We start from the raw sequence: 14601 nt of genomic DNA, 5'->3' as shown, positions 1-14601 counted from the left end.
GCGGAACGAGTGCCTCCGGGTGACGATGCCTCCCATGAAGAGCGATCTGTTCCGCAGCGAGAACATGGCGCAGCAGGCGACGGTGCCGGGGATGACCCTCCAGAACGCCAAGTCGGTGAAGTACGCGGTCAACGGAGAGATGCACGCGCGCCAGGGCTCGATGATCGCCTTCCGGGGCAATCTCCAGTTCGAGCGCAAGGGCCAGGGAATCGGCGGCATGCTCAAGCGCGCCGTGACCGGCGAGGGCCTGCCGCTCATGGCGGTGCGCGGCCAGGGCGAGGCGTGGTTCGCACACGAGGCGGCCAACTGCTTCATCGTGGACATCGAGCAGGGCGACGCGCTGACCATCAACGGCCGCAACGTGCTGTGCTTCGACGCGACCCTGTCGTACGAGATAAAGACGGTGAAGGGCGCCGGCATGACCGGTGGCGGCCTCTTCAACAGCGTCTTCACCGGCTACGGGAAGCTCGCGGTCATCTGCGAGGGCAATCCGATCGTGATCCCCGTCTCCCACCAGCAGCCGGTGTACGCCGACACGGACGCGGTCGTCGGCTGGAGTGCCCATCTGAACACCTCGCTGCACCGCTCGCAGTCCGTCGGGTCGGTGATCCGCGGCGGTTCGGGCGAGGCGGTCCAACTGAAGCTGGAGGGCGAGGGCTTCGTGATCGTCCGGCCCAGCGAGGTCACTCCGCAGAAGTCGGCCCAGAGCTGAGGCTGCAAGGAGTCGGCCGCCGTTACGGCCTCGGGGGTCCGTGGGTGCTGCGCGACGTCGACCTCGACGTCGCCCCGCGCACTTTGGTCCGCGTCGAAGGCGCCAACGGCAGCGGCAAGTCGACACTGCTCAGGCTGCTCGCCGGCATCGACGCACCGACCGAGGGCCGCGTCACGGGCCGGCCGCGCGCCGCGTACGTGCCCGAACGGTTCCCGGCCGCGCTGCCGTTCACCGCGCACGGATACCTGGTCCACCTCGGACGGATCCACGGCCTCGGCCGGCGGGCCGCTTCCGCTGCCGCCGCGGAGTGGCTGGAGCGCTTCGGGGCCGCAGGCCATGCCCGTACGCCGCTCGGCACGTTGTCCAAGGGCACCAGCCAGAAGGTCGCCGTCGCCCAGGCGTTCCTCGCCGGGCCGGAGCTGCTGGTCCTCGACGAGGCGTGGACCGGACTGGACGCGGCGGCGCGCGAGGAGTTCGACCGGGCCGTCGCCGAACATGTGGCGGCGGGAGCGGCCGTCGTGTTCGTCGACCACGATCCGCACCGACTGGCGGGCGCGGTCGATGCCGTGCACGGGCTATCAGGCCGCTCTCCTGCTGCGCTCCCAGCGCTGGCTGCCGCCCGTACTGCTCTACACCGTCACCCTGGCCGTCGGCGTGCAGACGGGCCGTCCGGTGCTGGACGCCCTCGGCTGGACGGCCGCCGCGCTCCTGCCGGTCACCGCCTGGCTGGTGCGCGTCTGCGCCACCCAGGAGCCGCCCGCCGCGCGCGCCGTCACGGCCGCGGCCGCGGGTCCGCCTCGGGTACACCTGTCGGCCCTGCTCGCCGCCGTGGCCTGCGCCGGGGCGGTCGGCGCCGTGGCGACCGGGTTCGTCACCCTGATCAGCGACGCGAAGAGCGCCGACCACAAGGTCGTGGTCCCCCTGCTGCCGGCCGTGGCCGCCGGGCTGCTCGCGTGCGCGGTGAGCGTCCTGGTCGGCGCGGCGGTGGGCGCGCTGTGCACCCGCCCCCTGCTGCACGCACGCGGCTGGTCGCTGCTGGCCACCGCGACGGCGGCGCTGCTGGCCCTGGTGACCGCCGGCTCACCGGCGAAGCACGCGGTGAGCAGCCTGGTCACCGGCTCGCGGACCGGGACGGTCCAGCTGCCGGTGCCCGCCCTGGCGGCCGCCGCCCTGTTCGCGGCCGTTGCGGCCGCGATCACCTGCCTGCTGTGCTCCCTGCGGGGCGCGGACGGGGGAGGGGCGTCGGCTTAGGGGAGGAACCGCGTCGCCTCCGGCCGCGGACTACAGTCGTACGTATGGACGAGCACGAGCCGTACTGCGAGACCTCGACCGACTCCGGCACCGGTGCCGGACCGGCCGCGGAGGCAGGCCCCGGCGAGGCGTTCGCCGAGTGCGTGCTGTGCCGCGAGCCGACCGAGTACCCGGCGTCCGTCAAGGGCGCTCCGCTGTGCCCGGTCTGCGAATGGCGGGAGGCCGAGAGGTCGGCCTGCTCCGGCTGACCGGCGGCGGGCGGACGCGAGCCGGTCGGTCCCGCACCACCTCGCCCTCGACTTCGCCCTCGCGCGGCAGCGCGGCGAAGCGGCCCGGATCGCGCCGACCGCGGCACCAAGGGCCGACCGCGCCGCTAAGGAGCGTGCGGGGCGCGCATCAGGTCGGAGACCTTCACGAAGCGGTACCCCCGGCGGCGCAGCTCCGGGACGATCCGGCGAACCGCCTTCTCGGTGACCGGGGCCGCGCTGTGCGTGCAGTGCATGACCACCAGCGAGCCCGGTCGCACGCCCGCGAGGACCTCCTCGGCGACGGCGCCCGCGTCGGTCGCGAAGGCGTCTTGGCTGACGACGTCCCACTGCACCGCGGTGACCCCGGTGGGTGCGAGGGCGCGCAGCGCGGCGTCGTCGTAACAGCCGCCGGGGAAGCGGAAGTACGGCACGACATTGCGCGCCCCGGCTTTCTCGAACGACCTGAAGGCGCGGTCCACGTCCGCCCGCATGTCCTTCGCGGCGACGACGGGCAGCCCGTAGCAGCCGGACGTGAAGGCGTAGTGGCTGTAGGAGTGGTTGGCGATCTCGAAGAGCGGGTCCGAGCCGATGGCCTTCGCCTGCGCCGGGTACTCCTCGGCCCAGCGGCCGGTCATGAAGACGGTGGAGGGCACCTTCAGCGCGCGCAGCGCCGCGATGAGACCGGGGTTGTCGAAGCGCTCCCCTTGTGCGGCGCGTGGACCCTGGTCGGCGGTCATGTCGGCGTCGAAGGTGAGCGCGACGGTCCTGGGCGCGGTGGCGGAAGGGGCCGCGGCGCGCCGGAAGACGGGGGTCAGCCCGTGCGGGCCGGGAGCGAGGCTCGGCGCCTTCGGCCGCTGCGGCGCTTGCCGTTCCAGGGGCTTGCCGGGCTGCGGTGATGCGGCGGCCCCGCCCGTCGCGGTGGGGGAGGAGGACGGCTTGAGCGCGGCGGCACCCGGATCGGTACCGCGATCGGCTCCGGCGTCGGTGCCGCACCCGACAAGTACGGCAGCCAGGGCGGCCATCACCGCAGATCTTCTTACGCGAGTGGTCACTGACGGAAAATATACGATCATCGCACCGATGGACCGTCAGGGGCGCTCCTGCATCAGGGTTGCCTTTCGCGGCGTAGTGGTCGGCCCCGTCCCTTGCACCGTGCAATGATGCCCCCCTGTTTCACGGTCCGCTGCGCGGACCTCGCGTACAGGAGGAACGGGATGGCCCTGCCCCCCATGGCCGGTGTGCTCGCCACGATGGAGGACGTGCTCGCCGTGCCGGAGGATCGGGGTGGCGCCGTGTGGCGACTGGATCCCGCCGCGCGCCAGCTGGACGCGAACGTCATCCGTGTCGCGCCCGGCGACCGCGTCGATCGCCATGTCGAGCCCGACCTGGACGTCCTGCTGTGTGTGCTCACCGGCAGCGGCGAGCTCACCGTCGGCGGCGAGACCCAGCGCCTGGAGCGCGGCTGTGTGGCCTGGCTGCCGCACGGCACCGAGCGCGCCCTCGCCGCCGGGCCGGACGGGCTCGTCTACGTCACGGCCCACCGTCGCCGACCGGGCCTGTCCATCAGGTCCGCCGCCCCCTCCGCCCCTGCCCGCGCTGCCGCGGAGGGTGGCGAGTCCGCCTGTCTGCTCCACCGGATCTGTCCCGGCTGCGACCGTCCCGCCGAGGACGCCGGCGCACGGTACTGCAGCCGCTGCGGCACCGAACTACCCCAGTAGAACGGTCTCCTGACGCCTCGTCGGTGACATGGGATTCGCCATCGCGACGGTCATCGGTGAGCACAACGCACGCCTGATGCGTATCAAGGGTCGGACGCGTCCCCCCGGTTCCCGTCGGCAACCGGATTCCGTACCCCCCGCAGGAGGCAGCGAGTTGAGTCACAGGCGAATACCCAAGCGAAAGGCCGTGCTTGCAGGAGCCGGGGCGGTGGGCATCGCCGCGGCGGCCATCCTGCTGCCACAGGCCAATGCGTCACAGTCGGATTCCGGCAGCGACGCGGCCCCCAGGACCATGGGCGCCGCTTCCGCCCAGGATCTGCTGTCGCGGCTGGGCCCCGAACTGGGCGACGCGTACGCAGGCGCGTACTACGACGCGGACCGGCAGCGGCTCGTCGTCAACGTCGCCGGGGACGACGACGAGGCGGTCGACCAGGTCAACGAGGCCGGTGCCGTGGCCAGAAACGTCGAGAACAGCATGGGCGAGCTGAAGTCGGCGGCGAACACCCTGACCGCGAAGGCCACCATCCCCGGCACGGCCTGGGCCGTCGACCCGCGGACCAACCAGATCCTCGTCACCGCGGACCGCACCGTGCAGGGCGCACGCTGGGACAAACTGGAGTCGGCCGTCAAGTCGCTGGGCTCCGGCACGGCCCGTATCGCCAAGTCCGCGGGCGAGTTCAGGACCTTCCTGGAAGGCGGCGACGCCATATTCGGCGGTGGCGCCCGCTGTTCCCTCGGCTTCAACGTGACCACGCAGGACGGCGCGCCCGGCTTCCTCACCGCGGGCCACTGCGGTGTGGCCGCCGACAAGTGGTCCGAGGAGGCCAACGGCGCGCCCATCGGCACGGTCCAGGCTGCGACCTTCCCCGGTGCCGGCGACTTCGCCCTGGTCACCTACGACGACCCGGCGACACAGGCCCCGAGCACCGTCGACCTCGGGGACGGCGGAACGCTGGACATCGTGGGCGCGGACGACGCTGCGGTCGGCCAGCAGGTGATCCGTATGGGCAGCACCACCGGCCTCGACGACGGGCAGGTCACCGGTCTGAATGCGACCGTGAACTACCCCGAGGGCACCGTCACCGGCCTGATCCAGACCGACGTCTGCGCGGAGCCCGGCGACAGCGGTGGAGCACTGTTCACCCGCGAGGGCACCGCGATCGGTCTGACGTCGGGCGGCAGCGGCGACTGCACATCGGGCGGCGAGACGTTCTTCCAGCCGGTGACGACGGCGCTGGCCGCGGTCGGTGCCGAGATCGGCACGGGCGCGGGCAACGGCGCCGGTGACGGTAATGGCAACGACGCCGGCGGCGCGGGTGCCGGTCAGCAGGACGGCTCGGGGCAGCAGGACGGCATCGGTCAGCAGGACGGCTCGGGGCAGCAGGACGGCATCGGTCAGCAGGACGGCTCAGGGCAGTAGAACGGCGCGGCCGGCAGGACCGCGTCGGCGAGGCCGACGGCAGCGGCTTCGACCAGCCGCGCGGCTGAGTCGGTCCGTGTCACGGGGGGCGGCGGGGACCGGGGCCTGACGGCCCCGGGCCCCGCCGTTCTGTGCGGCCTGTGCCCGGCCTCACCCCTCGTCCGGACCTCCCGCCGCGCAGTCGCCGGCCCCCGCGCCGCTCCCCGCCGTGTCGAGCGTCGCGGTCAGCGCGTCCAGCTCGGCGCGCAGGGCACGGATGCGGTCCAGCGGCAGGCCCGTGGCCTCCGCGATCCTGCGCGGCACACCCAGCGCCCGGGCCCGCAGGGCCGCACCCTCCGGGGTGGGCCGGATCGTCACCGAGCGCTCGTCCGCCGCACTGCGCCTGCGCTCCACGTACCCCGCCGCCTCCAGGCGTTTGAGCAGCGGGGAGAGCGTGCCGGACTCCAGGCGGAGATGCTCGCCGATCTGCTTGACCGGCAGTTCGCCGCGCTCCCACAGCACCAGCATCACCAGGTATTGGGGATAGGTGAGGCCCAGGTCCTTCAGCGCCGAGCGGTAGACGCCGTTGAACGCGCGCGACGCCGCGTGGAGCGAGAAGCAGATCTGGTGGTCGAGGCGCAGGAAGTCCTCGTCCGCCACATCGTGCAGCGTCTGGTTCTCCGTAGGTGCGTCCATGCCTTCAGAGTACCAAGCTGCGCGCGATTAAGTTGCACACAACTTAATTGTGTGCTTTATTTGGGTGGTCGATCCGCCCCGGCGGACCACCGCAGGCACTACCGGACGAAAAGGGATGTACTCATGGACGCGCTCTACACCGCTGTCGCCACCGCGAACGGCCGCGAAGGCCGTGCCGTCAGCTCGGACGGCCAGATAGACCTGCCGCTCGCGTTCCCGGCCGCCCTCGGCGGCAACGGACAGGGCACCAACCCGGAGCAGCTGTTCGCCGCCGGCTACGCCGCCTGCTTCGCCAGTGCGATGGGCATCATCGCCCGTCAGGAGAAGATCGACGTCAAGGACGCCTCCGTCACCGCCGAGGTGTCCATCGGCAAGGACACCGACGGTGGCTTCGCCCTCTCGGTGATCATGCGCGTGGAGTTCCCCGACCACCTCCAGGGCGAGCCCGGCCGTGAGCTGCTGGAGAAGACGCACGCGTACTGCCCGTACTCCAAGGCGACCCGCGGCAACCTGCCGATCGAGCTCGTCGTCGAGTAAACCGGGCACCACCGCCCGGCCCGTGGTCATGCGCCGTCGGGGACATCAGACGCCTGTGGGCGCGGGACCGCACTGCGCGGTGCCGCGCCCACAGGCGTCAGGCCGGACCGGTCAGTGCCAGGGGCCCATGATCGCGAACGTCGTGCCCGGCGTGTAGCAGTTCACGTACATCGTGCCGCCGTCCGGTGAGAACGCGACGCCCGCGAACTCGCCCCACTCGGGCTCCTCAGGGGTACCGATGTTCTGCGCGTTCCGCGCCATCGGGTACACCCGACCGCGCTTGGTGAGCCCGTACACGTGCTGCGCGCCGTTCCCGTCCTCGCACACCATCAGGCCGCCGCTCGGCGCGAGGCAGATGTTGTCGGGAGACTCGCCCGGCAGCTGGACGTCCGAGTCGGGGCCGAAGACGATCACCAGGGTGAGGCGCCGCCGCCCGGGCTCGTACTTCCACACCTGCCCGTAGTGGTCCGCAGCCGATCCCTCCGCACTGCGCGCGAAGCTGGACACGAAGTAGACCGCGCCGCCGCCCCAGTAGCAGCCCTCAAGCTTCTGGGCGTGGGTGATGCCCTTGGGACCGAAGTCCTGGAGCCTGATGGGCGTCTGCTTCGCCTGGCCGTCCGGTACGGGCACCCACTCGATCCGCTCGAAGCGTGCCCCGGTCTCCTGGATCTCCGACAGGTCCGGCACGCCCGGCACCCGCATCGCCTGCAGCTCCCCGCCCGCGCGCAGGGAACCGGTCCCGCCCATCGGCCTCTCGGGCAGGAAGCGGTAGAAGAGGCCGAACGGACGCTGGAAGGCGTCCTCCGTCTCGTAGACGATTCCGCTCGACGGGTCGATGGCGATCGCCTCGTGCTGGAAGCGGCCCATCGCGGTGAGCGGCACGGCCCCGGTGCGGCGTGGATCGGCGCCGTCGACCTCGAAGACGAAGCCGTGGTCCTTGGTGTAGCCGTTGGTGCCGGCCCTGTCCTCGGTCTCCTCGCACGTCAGCCAGGTGCCCCAAGGGGTGGGACCTCCCGCGCAGTTGACCGCGGTACCGGCGATGGCGACCTGCTGCGACAGCACGTTGTCGCGGCCGTCCAGCTCCAGCGCCGTGCACCCACCCTTGCCCATCGGGTCGTAGGTCAGGCCCTCGACGGCCGGTACGCCGATTCTGGCGTTGCGCCTGTTCTCGTGGTTGCGGACCAGGTGGACCCGGCCTCGGCGGCCGGCGAAGGCCGCCATGCCGTCATGGTTGCTCGGTACCGGGCCCTGCCCGAGGCTCAGTTGGTCGCCTTCCCTGGACAGGACCTTGTAGCGGAAGCCCTTCGGCAGATCGAGCAGGCCGTCGGGATCGGGCACCAGCGGGCCGTACCCGCCGTGGCCGCGGGCGGCGGCCGTGCCCGCGAAGAGTTCGGAGAACGCACCGGTGAACGCGATCCCCGCACCCACCGCACCGGCCTGGGCCAGGACTTGACGTCGTGTAGCGGTCATGAGGCACCAACTCCCTGTGGGGGCACCCCCATGCCGGAGGCCATGGGGGAGGACAGGAATGTGACCCGCATGTGTGTATCACGCAGACGGCATCTGCGTAACCATGCGGGCCACTGTGGCCCATGGTGCGCTCCGCTCAGCCCAGCGTGGCGGTGAGGGTGATCGGCGTGGCCCTCAGGGCCTGGCTCACCGGGCAGTTCACCTTGGCGTCCTCGGCGGCCTTGGCGAAGGCGGCCTCGTCCAGACCGGGGACCGTGCCCACGACGGTCAGGTGGATGCCGGTGATGCCCTCGCCCGGCTGGAAGGTCACCTCGGCCTTGGTCTCCAGGCGGGCCGGCGGCGTGCCGGCACCCGCCAGGGCGTGTGAGAAGGCCATGTTGAAGCAGCTGGAGTGGGCCGCTGCGATCAGCTCCTCGGGGCTGGTGCGGCCGCTCTCGGCGGGCTCGGTCCGGGCCGCCCAGGAGACGGGGTACTCGCCGATGCCGGAGGAGTCGAGAGAGACGACGCCCTTGCCTTCGAGCAGGCTGCCTTCCCAGACGTTGTGGGCCTGACGCGTGGTGGCCATGATGGTTCCCTTCAGATCGGGTCTACTGCCCCAACCTACTGCGCCACCAAGGCCTTCGCGTCCCGCGCCAGCGCGGTGAGCCGGGAGATCGCCCGGAAGTACTTCTTGCGGTAGCCGCCGTTCAGCATCTCGTCACTGAACAGCCGGTCGAACGGCAGGCCGGAGGCGAGCACCGGAACCTCCCGGTCGTACAGCCGGTCGGCGAGGACGACGAGCCGCAGCGCGGTTGACTGGTCGGGCACCGGCTGGACATCGGTGAGGCACACGGCCCGTACCTCGTCGGTCAGCGCGCCGTAGCGGCTCGGGTGGACCCTGGCCAGGTGCTCCAGCAGGTGCGGGAAGTCGTCCAGGGATGCGCCCTCGGTCGCGTACGCGGCCTTGGTGACCTGCTCGTCGGAGTACGGGGGAGGGGCCTCGGGCAGGCCGCGGTGGCGGTAGTCCTCGCCGTCGATCCGCAGCGGGCGGAAGTGGGCGGACAGGCCCTGGATCTCGCGCAGGAAGTCGGCGGCGGCGAAGCGGCCCTCCCCCAGCTTGCCGGGCAGTGTGTTCGAGGTGGCGGCGAGCGCCACACCCGCGTCGACCAGCTTGCCGAGCAGGGTGGAGACCAGGACGGTGTCACCCGGGTCGTCGAGCTCGAATTCGTCGATGCACAGCAGACGGTGCCCGCTGAGCGTCCGGACGGTCTGCTGGAAGCCGAGCGCGCCGACCAGGTTCGTCAGCTCCACGAACGTGCCGAAGGCCTTCAGCGAGGGCTCGGCCGGGGTGGCGTGCCACAGCGAGGCGAGGAGGTGGGTCTTGCCGACGCCGTAGCCGCCGTCGAGGTAGACGCCGCGCGGCGCGGCGGGCGCCGTGTTCCTGGGGGCCCTCGAGAACCAGCGCCGCTTGCCGCCACCCGGGGCGTGCCCGTCGCCGAGGCCGGACGCGAAGTCGCTCAGCACCTTGACGGCCTCGATCTGGCTCGGCTGCTGCGGATCGGGGACGTAGGTGTCGAAGCGCACCGCGTCGAAACGCGGCGGCGGCACCATCTCGGCGACCAGACGGTCGGCGGGAACGTGCGGCTCGCGGGCGCACAGCGACAGAGGCGCGGCTTCGGCTATCGGGCTGGTCGGCACAGTACTCAACTGTAAGGGGCGTGTAAGACTGCACGACATGCGACGCCTGTTCCCTGTGACCGACCAGACACCGCCCGCCGACGTCCGGGAAGACCGGGAGTGGTCGCTGGACGAGCTGGCCGACGCCTATGCCTACCCCGCCGCCGTGCCTCAAGAGGGCGGCGCCGACCGCCCGCATGCCTGGCTGCGGGCCAACATGGTCTCCTCGCTCGACGGCGCGGCCCAGCACGACGGCCGCTCGCAGCCCATCTCCTCCGACACGGACATGCGGATCTTCGGCACGCTGCGCGGCCTCGCCGACGCCGTGGTGGTCGGCGCCGAGACCGTACGGCTGGAGGGCTACCGGCCCGCCCGGGCGCGGGCGGCCTTCGGGGAGCGCAGGGCTGCTGCCGGGCAGGGGCCCGCGCCCGCGATCGCCGTGGTCAGCGCCTCGCTCGACCTCGACTTCTCGTTGCCGCTGTTCACCCAACCGCTGGTGCCCACGCTGGTGCTCACCGGAGCCGCCGCGGCCCCCGACCGCATCAGGGAGGCGGAGAAGGCGGGGGCCGAGGTCGTCGTGGCCGGTGACGGGCCGGGTGTGGAGCCCGCGCGGGCCGTACGGGCGCTCGCCGAGCGCGGCCTTGTGCGCCTGCTGACCGAGGGCGGCCCGCGGATGCTGGGTCAGTTCGCGGCTGCCGGGGTACTGGACGAGCTGTGCCTGACGGTGTCGCCGATGATGACGGTCGGGGACGCGCAGCGCATCGCGGGCGGACCGGTGCTGGCCGATCCGGCACGGTTCGCACTGGCGTCGGTGCTGGAGGAGGGGGGCTTCCTCTTCACCCGGTACCGCCGGGTGTGAGGCGTGCCGGACACGCCGCGCGTGGTGCGAGGGCCGGTGGCCACAGCGGCCGGTGGCCGTCGCGCGTCAGTGGCGCGCTAGCCGGAGACAATCGCGGAACTTATCGTTCCGCTTAGCTTCGGAGGGGCACACTTATCTCGCAGACCCCGTGTTGTCACGGGGGACGGATGGTTTCCGCAGAAGGGCTCCTGAACGTGTTCACAAGCGTACTGATGATCGAGAAGCCCCTGACCTCCGAGGACGTGGAGTTCGTCACCACCCTGCACGGGGACGAGGCCGTCGCTTTCATCGTGCTGATGCAGCCGCGTGGTGACCAGGCCGACGTGCTGCTGCGTGCCATCGACGACGTGGCGCTCGGAGAACTGAAGGAGGCCGTCCGGGAGGCCGAGGAGCCGGCGGGCGAGGAGGCCAAGGCCCCTGCCCAGCGCGCCCTCGAACGCTCCCTGGCCGCCCTGCGTGCCCGCGGCTGCGATGCCGTCGGCCAGGTCATCGAGTCCCACCCGCTGGACAAGCTCCAGGCCGTCGTCGACGGGGAAGCCGCGGACGAGGTGATCGTGCTGACCGAGCCGCACTACGTGGAGGAGTTCTTCCACCGCGACTGGGCGTCGCGGGCCCGGCACAAGGTCGGCGTACCGGTGCTGAAGCTCTTCGCGCACAGCGAGTAGCGGACCCGGGGGCGCGTCCGCAGGCAGGAGCAGGCAATAGGGTGGGCCCCTGCACGTGTACGCACACTCCGGGAGACAGACACATGGCACCCGCCGTTCCCAGCGCCATGGAGCGCCCGCACTTCATCGGCATCGGCGGAGCCGGCATGTCGGGTATCGCGAAGATCCTCGCCCAGCGCGGCGCGAAGGTCGCGGGCAGCGACGCCAGGGAGTCCGCGACCGCCGAGTCCCTGCGGGCGCTGGGCGCGACCGTGCACATCGGGCACGCCGCCGAGCACCTGGCCGCCGACGCCAGCTGCGTCGTCGTCTCCAGCGCCATCCGTGCCGACAACCCGGAGCTCGCCCGCGCCGCCGAGCTGTCCGTTCCGGTCGTCCACCGCTCCGACGCGCTCGCCTCGCTGATGACCGGACTGCGCTCGATCGCCGTCGCGGGCACGCACGGCAAGACCACCACCACGTCCATGCTGGCCGTGGCCCTGACCGAGCTTGGCCTGGACCCCTCGTACGCCATCGGCGGCGACCTCGAGGGCCCGGGCACCAACGCACGGCACGGCGAGGGCGAGATCTTCGTCGCCGAGGCCGACGAGAGCGACCGCAGCTTCCAGAAGTACGACCCCGAGGTCGCGATCGTCCTCAACGTCGAGCTCGACCACCACGCCAACTACGCCTCGATGGACGAGATCTACGAGTCCTTCGAGACGTTCGTCGGCAAGGTCGTCCCCGGCGGCACGCTGGTCATCGCGGCCGACCAGCCCGGCGCCGTGGAGCTGGCCTCCCGCGTCCGCGACCGGTCGTCCCTGAAGGTCGTCACCTACGGGGAGTCCGAGGGTGCGGACGTCCGCATCCACAAGGTCACCCCGCGCGGTCTGACCAGCGAGGTCACGGTCCTGCTCGGGTCCCCCATGCCGGAGGCCGGGGGAGGCCGCCTCCTCACGTTCACCGTCTCCGTCCCCGGCCGCCACTACGCCCACAACGCGGTGGCCGCGCTCGCCGCCGGCGTCGCCCTCGGCATCCCGGCGCACAACCTGGCCTCCGCCCTCGGCACGTACACCGGCGTCAAGCGCCGCCTCCAGCTCAAGGGCGAGGCCGCGGGCGTCCAGGTCATCGACTCCTACGCCCACCACCCGACCGAGATGACCGCCGACCTGGAGGCCATGCGCGGCGCGGCCGCCGACTCGCGGCTGCTCGTCGTCTTCCAGCCGCACCTCTTCTCCCGCACCCAGGAACTGGGCGCGGAGATGGGTCAGGCGCTGGCGCTGGCCGATGCCTCGGTGGTCCTCGACATCTACCCGGCCCGCGAGGACCCGATCCCCGGCATCACCAGCGAGCTGATCGTCGACGCGGCGCGCACCGCGGGCGCCGAGGTCACCGCCGTCCACGACAAGGCGGCCGTCCCCGAGGTGATCGCGGGAATGGCACGGCCTGGCGATCTCGTTCTCACGATGGGCGCGGGCGATGTGACGGACCTCGGTCCGAAGATCCTGGCCCGCCTGTCGAACTGAGGGAGCGGTTGATGTCGTACGAGGTCGAGAAGCCGGACGAGCAGTGGCGGGCGGAGCTGAGCCCCGCGGAGTACGCGGTCCTGCGCCAGGCCGGGACCGAGCCCGCGTTCGTCGGTGAGTACACGGACACCAAGACGGCCGGCACCTACTCCTGCCGTGCCTGCGGGGCGGAGCTGTTCCGCTCGGACACGAAATTCGAGTCGCACTGCGGCTGGCCGTCGTTCTACGACCCCAGGGACACCGACGCGGTCGAGCTGATCGAGGACCGCTCCCACGGCATGGTCCGCACCGAGGTCCGCTGCGCACGCTGCGGCTCCCACCTGGGCCATGTCTTCGAGGGCGAGGGCTACCCCACGCCGACGGACCAGCGGTACTGCATCAACTCGATCTCGCTGCGCCTGGAACCGGACGCGAACTAGGGTCCGTTCACATCGTTCTCGCGTGTCGCGGCCTGCGGTGGCCGGAGGTTGCGCATGCAGGCGTAGCCCCGCGGCACCGCAGCGTCGCTGTCCTCGTCGGACGAGGGGCGCGGGGTGCGCGTGCTCCCTCATGGAAGTGCTCTGCTGGCGATGGGCGCGGAACCGGCCTCGTGTTGTCAAAGGACTTGGCGGTCCGGGCATACGCAAAGAATCGGCCCGCGCTACGAAGGGCCAGCTCCAGCCCGCCCTGAACACCTGTCAAACCGGTGCGGAACAGGGCACGCGTTCCGTCCTTCACGTTCCAGGAGCACGTGCGGACTTCTGCGGTCACCGGGTCGTCATGAGATCGATCGACGAGCGTGACCGCGGACATCGGCCCGGCGTCGCGCGAGGCAGAGGAAGGCCTGCGTGTGGGTCGGCGCCGACTGAAAGAAACTGCCTAGCTGTCAGCTCATTGGTGAAGAGGTTTGGCTCTCCAGCATCGTGTGCACCGTCAGGGTTCCTGCTGTCGTGCCGGTCAGCCACTCGGTGAGGGTGATGCCCTGGGGCCAGTGCTCTCCCTCGTGATTGCACCACATGGCGCCCGCGGGCTCGCGGAAGTCGACCAGCGACCAGATGGTGCCACCCCAGTCGTAGATCAGCACAAGGCCGGCGGGGATGCGGCCGGACGGATCTGGGCCGTCCTCGTACAACTCCGCGATGTCCCAGAAATTCCCCTGCGCGCGGCCCCCGCTTACGCCCAGGATGCCTTCGTCCGGGCCGAACCCGCCGTTGGCGACTTCGAGGTACAAACGTCGCAGCAGCGGGGGCAGTGGGAACCCGATGGTTTGTTCTGCCTCGGCGATGGCCTCCGGTGCTGCGGGCGGAGGCATAGCCCGCGTTCGTGCCACGGCGCGCAACGCTTCGACAACCTCGTCATCGGTCAAGGGCTCAGCCTGTCAATTCGAGCAGTGAGGGCCATCCCGGGCCTGGACTCGCACGAGAGCAATGCTCAGATTCTGTGGATCTGCCCGGGAGGACGTACCTTCCCGGGTGATTGATCGATAGGTCACCGAGCAAGACCGACGTTCGCGGCGTCGGTCGGGAAGACACATCCATGCTCACCGTAGTCAACGAAGACGGCGCCACGCGAGTTGGGTCGTCGCTGCTGGACGAGATCGTCCGGGAGGGCGCCCGCAGGCCCAGGCCCGCTGGCGGGCTGTGAACGCACCCCACCCCGTCGCTCTGGTCCGTGCCGGGGCCCGCTGCGAACGCGGCCACCTCGTCGAACGCCCCGAGACCCTCTCGGCGTGAGCAGCCTCAGCCGGATCCGCAGAAGCCGGGAGGATCTCAGGCACTCGTGCGCCGTATGTGCAGGTGGCCATCGCGGGGGGAGGGTGCCTCTATGTCCTGCGTCAAGGCGCCCCTGTCGGGTTTGGGGCGGTTCGGGCTCGCTGGGGTTATGCGGCGAGCTCGACGTCCTTGGGGGT

At 71.4% G+C, this 14601-nt stretch carries 16 protein-coding genes and 1 pseudogene; 11 read left to right on the top strand and 6 right to left on the bottom strand.

Annotated features, from left to right (window positions below; translation table 11 throughout):
- Positions 1–34 precede the first annotated feature (34 nt).
- From ACH5AF_RS26465 to ACH5AF_RS26450, 4 genes and pseudogenes are all read left to right on the top strand, one after another.
- The gene (locus ACH5AF_RS26465) at positions 35–712 is read left to right on the top strand and encodes an AIM24 family protein (protein ID WP_398904854.1); all 678 of its coding nucleotides are present in this window, start codon (positions 35–37) and stop codon (positions 710–712) included.
- Positions 709–1284 (top strand): annotated as a pseudogene (locus tag ACH5AF_RS26460) (ATP-binding cassette domain-containing protein); the annotation flags it as partial. The gene ACH5AF_RS26465 and the pseudogene ACH5AF_RS26460, both read left to right, overlap by 4 nt.
- Entirely contained in the window at positions 1274–1963 is a 690-nt protein-coding gene (locus ACH5AF_RS26455; RefSeq protein WP_398904852.1) for an ABC transporter, read from the top strand. The pseudogene ACH5AF_RS26460 and the gene ACH5AF_RS26455, both read left to right, overlap by 11 nt.
- 44 nt (positions 1964–2007) lie before the next feature.
- Complete coding sequence (locus tag ACH5AF_RS26450; protein WP_398905102.1) at positions 2008–2211, top strand: hypothetical protein; 204 nt, start codon at positions 2008–2010, stop codon at positions 2209–2211.
- A 125-nt stretch (positions 2212–2336) separates the two neighbouring features.
- Here ACH5AF_RS26450 and ACH5AF_RS26445 read toward each other — a convergent pair whose 3' ends face one another.
- Positions 2337–3233 (bottom strand): polysaccharide deacetylase family protein, encoded by an 897-nt coding sequence (locus ACH5AF_RS26445; RefSeq protein WP_398905088.1) that lies wholly within the window; start codon positions 3231–3233, stop codon positions 2337–2339.
- A gap of 192 nt (positions 3234–3425) precedes the next feature.
- On the opposite strand from ACH5AF_RS26445, the gene ACH5AF_RS26440 reads away from it, so the two are divergent.
- Together ACH5AF_RS26440 and ACH5AF_RS26435 are read left to right on the top strand one after the other, a co-directional pair.
- Positions 3426–3929, top strand: a complete 504-nt coding sequence (locus ACH5AF_RS26440) for a cupin domain-containing protein (protein ID WP_398904850.1) — start codon at positions 3426–3428, stop codon at positions 3927–3929.
- A gap of 154 nt (positions 3930–4083) precedes the next feature.
- Positions 4084–5349, top strand: a complete 1266-nt coding sequence (locus ACH5AF_RS26435; RefSeq protein ID WP_398904848.1) for a S1 family peptidase — start codon at positions 4084–4086, stop codon at positions 5347–5349.
- 150 nt (positions 5350–5499) lie between these two features.
- Here ACH5AF_RS26435 and ACH5AF_RS26430 read toward each other — a convergent pair whose 3' ends face one another.
- Positions 5500–6024 (bottom strand): MarR family winged helix-turn-helix transcriptional regulator, encoded by a 525-nt coding sequence (locus ACH5AF_RS26430; protein WP_398904846.1) that lies wholly within the window; start codon positions 6022–6024, stop codon positions 5500–5502.
- Positions 6025–6147: 123 nt separating this feature from the next.
- On the opposite strand from ACH5AF_RS26430, the gene ACH5AF_RS26425 reads away from it, so the two are divergent.
- Entirely contained in the window at positions 6148–6561 is a 414-nt protein-coding gene (locus ACH5AF_RS26425; RefSeq protein WP_398904845.1) for an organic hydroperoxide resistance protein, read from the top strand.
- 111 nt (positions 6562–6672) lie between these two features.
- Here the strand turns inward: ACH5AF_RS26425 and ACH5AF_RS26420 are convergent, their stop codons facing one another.
- From ACH5AF_RS26420 to zapE, 3 genes are all read right to left on the bottom strand, one after another.
- Positions 6673–8031 carry an alkaline phosphatase PhoX gene (locus ACH5AF_RS26420; protein ID WP_398904843.1) on the bottom strand — a complete coding sequence of 453 codons (1359 nt, stop codon included), beginning with the start codon at positions 8029–8031 and terminating at the stop codon, positions 6673–6675.
- A 136-nt stretch (positions 8032–8167) separates the two neighbouring features.
- Positions 8168–8596, bottom strand: coding sequence for an OsmC family peroxiredoxin (locus tag ACH5AF_RS26415; RefSeq protein ID WP_398904842.1), 429 nt, complete (start codon positions 8594–8596; stop codon positions 8168–8170).
- A gap of 35 nt (positions 8597–8631) precedes the next feature.
- Complete coding sequence (gene zapE / locus ACH5AF_RS26410; protein ID WP_398904841.1) at positions 8632–9747, bottom strand: cell division protein ZapE; 1116 nt, start codon at positions 9745–9747, stop codon at positions 8632–8634.
- On the opposite strand from zapE, the gene ACH5AF_RS26405 reads away from it, so the two are divergent.
- The 4 genes from ACH5AF_RS26405 to msrB all read left to right on the top strand — a co-directional run bounded on the left by ACH5AF_RS26405 (position 9746) and on the right by msrB (position 13132).
- Positions 9746–10546, top strand: a complete 801-nt coding sequence (locus ACH5AF_RS26405; RefSeq protein WP_398904839.1) for a pyrimidine reductase family protein — start codon at positions 9746–9748, stop codon at positions 10544–10546. The genes zapE and ACH5AF_RS26405 overlap by 2 nt on opposite strands.
- A gap of 194 nt (positions 10547–10740) precedes the next feature.
- Positions 10741–11211 (top strand): indole-3-glycerol phosphate synthase, encoded by a 471-nt coding sequence (locus tag ACH5AF_RS26400; RefSeq protein ID WP_398904836.1) that lies wholly within the window; start codon positions 10741–10743, stop codon positions 11209–11211.
- A gap of 83 nt (positions 11212–11294) precedes the next feature.
- The gene (gene murC / locus ACH5AF_RS26395; RefSeq protein WP_398904835.1) at positions 11295–12713 is read left to right on the top strand and encodes a UDP-N-acetylmuramate--L-alanine ligase; all 1419 of its coding nucleotides are present in this window, start codon (positions 11295–11297) and stop codon (positions 12711–12713) included.
- Positions 12714–12724: 11 nt separating this feature from the next.
- A complete protein-coding gene (gene msrB, locus ACH5AF_RS26390) occupies positions 12725–13132 on the top strand; it encodes a peptide-methionine (R)-S-oxide reductase MsrB (RefSeq protein WP_398904833.1) in 408 nt (135 codons plus the stop codon).
- Positions 13133–13578: 446 nt separating this feature from the next.
- Here the strand turns inward: msrB and ACH5AF_RS26385 are convergent, their stop codons facing one another.
- On the bottom strand, positions 13579–14058 hold the full coding sequence (locus tag ACH5AF_RS26385) for an SMI1/KNR4 family protein (protein ID WP_398904832.1): 480 nt from the start codon (positions 14056–14058) through the stop codon (positions 13579–13581).
- Between the last annotated feature and the right edge of the window lie 543 nt (positions 14059–14601).

The sequence above is a fragment of the Streptomyces sp. NPDC018833 genome (assembly GCF_044390825.1).
Taxonomy (GTDB): Bacteria; Actinomycetota; Actinomycetes; order Streptomycetales; family Streptomycetaceae; genus Streptomyces.
This window is presented reverse-complemented; position numbering and strand designations above follow the sequence as displayed.

Excerpts from the sequence above, each read along its gene's own strand:
- ACH5AF_RS26465 (WP_398904854.1), top strand. The coding sequence starts at position 35 with ATGAAGAGCGATCTGTTCCGCAGCGAGAACATGGCGCAGCAGGCGACG.
- ACH5AF_RS26455 (WP_398904852.1), top strand. The coding sequence starts at position 1,274 with ATGCCGTGCACGGGCTATCAGGCCGCTCTCCTGCTGCGCTCCCAGCGC.
- ACH5AF_RS26450 (WP_398905102.1), top strand. The coding sequence starts at position 2,008 with ATGGACGAGCACGAGCCGTACTGCGAGACCTCGACCGACTCCGGCACC.
- ACH5AF_RS26445 (WP_398905088.1), bottom strand. The coding sequence starts at position 3,233 with ATGGCCGCCCTGGCTGCCGTACTTGTCGGGTGCGGCACCGACGCCGGA.
- ACH5AF_RS26440 (WP_398904850.1), top strand. The coding sequence starts at position 3,426 with ATGGCCCTGCCCCCCATGGCCGGTGTGCTCGCCACGATGGAGGACGTG.
- ACH5AF_RS26430 (WP_398904846.1), bottom strand. The coding sequence starts at position 6,024 with ATGGACGCACCTACGGAGAACCAGACGCTGCACGATGTGGCGGACGAG.
- ACH5AF_RS26425 (WP_398904845.1), top strand. The coding sequence starts at position 6,148 with ATGGACGCGCTCTACACCGCTGTCGCCACCGCGAACGGCCGCGAAGGC.
- ACH5AF_RS26420 (WP_398904843.1), bottom strand. The coding sequence starts at position 8,031 with ATGACCGCTACACGACGTCAAGTCCTGGCCCAGGCCGGTGCGGTGGGT.
- ACH5AF_RS26415 (WP_398904842.1), bottom strand. The coding sequence starts at position 8,596 with ATGGCCACCACGCGTCAGGCCCACAACGTCTGGGAAGGCAGCCTGCTC.
- ACH5AF_RS26405 (WP_398904839.1), top strand. The coding sequence starts at position 9,746 with ATGCGACGCCTGTTCCCTGTGACCGACCAGACACCGCCCGCCGACGTC.
- zapE (WP_398904841.1), bottom strand. The coding sequence starts at position 9,747 with ATGTCGTGCAGTCTTACACGCCCCTTACAGTTGAGTACTGTGCCGACC.
- murC (WP_398904835.1), top strand. The coding sequence starts at position 11,295 with ATGGCACCCGCCGTTCCCAGCGCCATGGAGCGCCCGCACTTCATCGGC.
- msrB (WP_398904833.1), top strand. The coding sequence starts at position 12,725 with ATGTCGTACGAGGTCGAGAAGCCGGACGAGCAGTGGCGGGCGGAGCTG.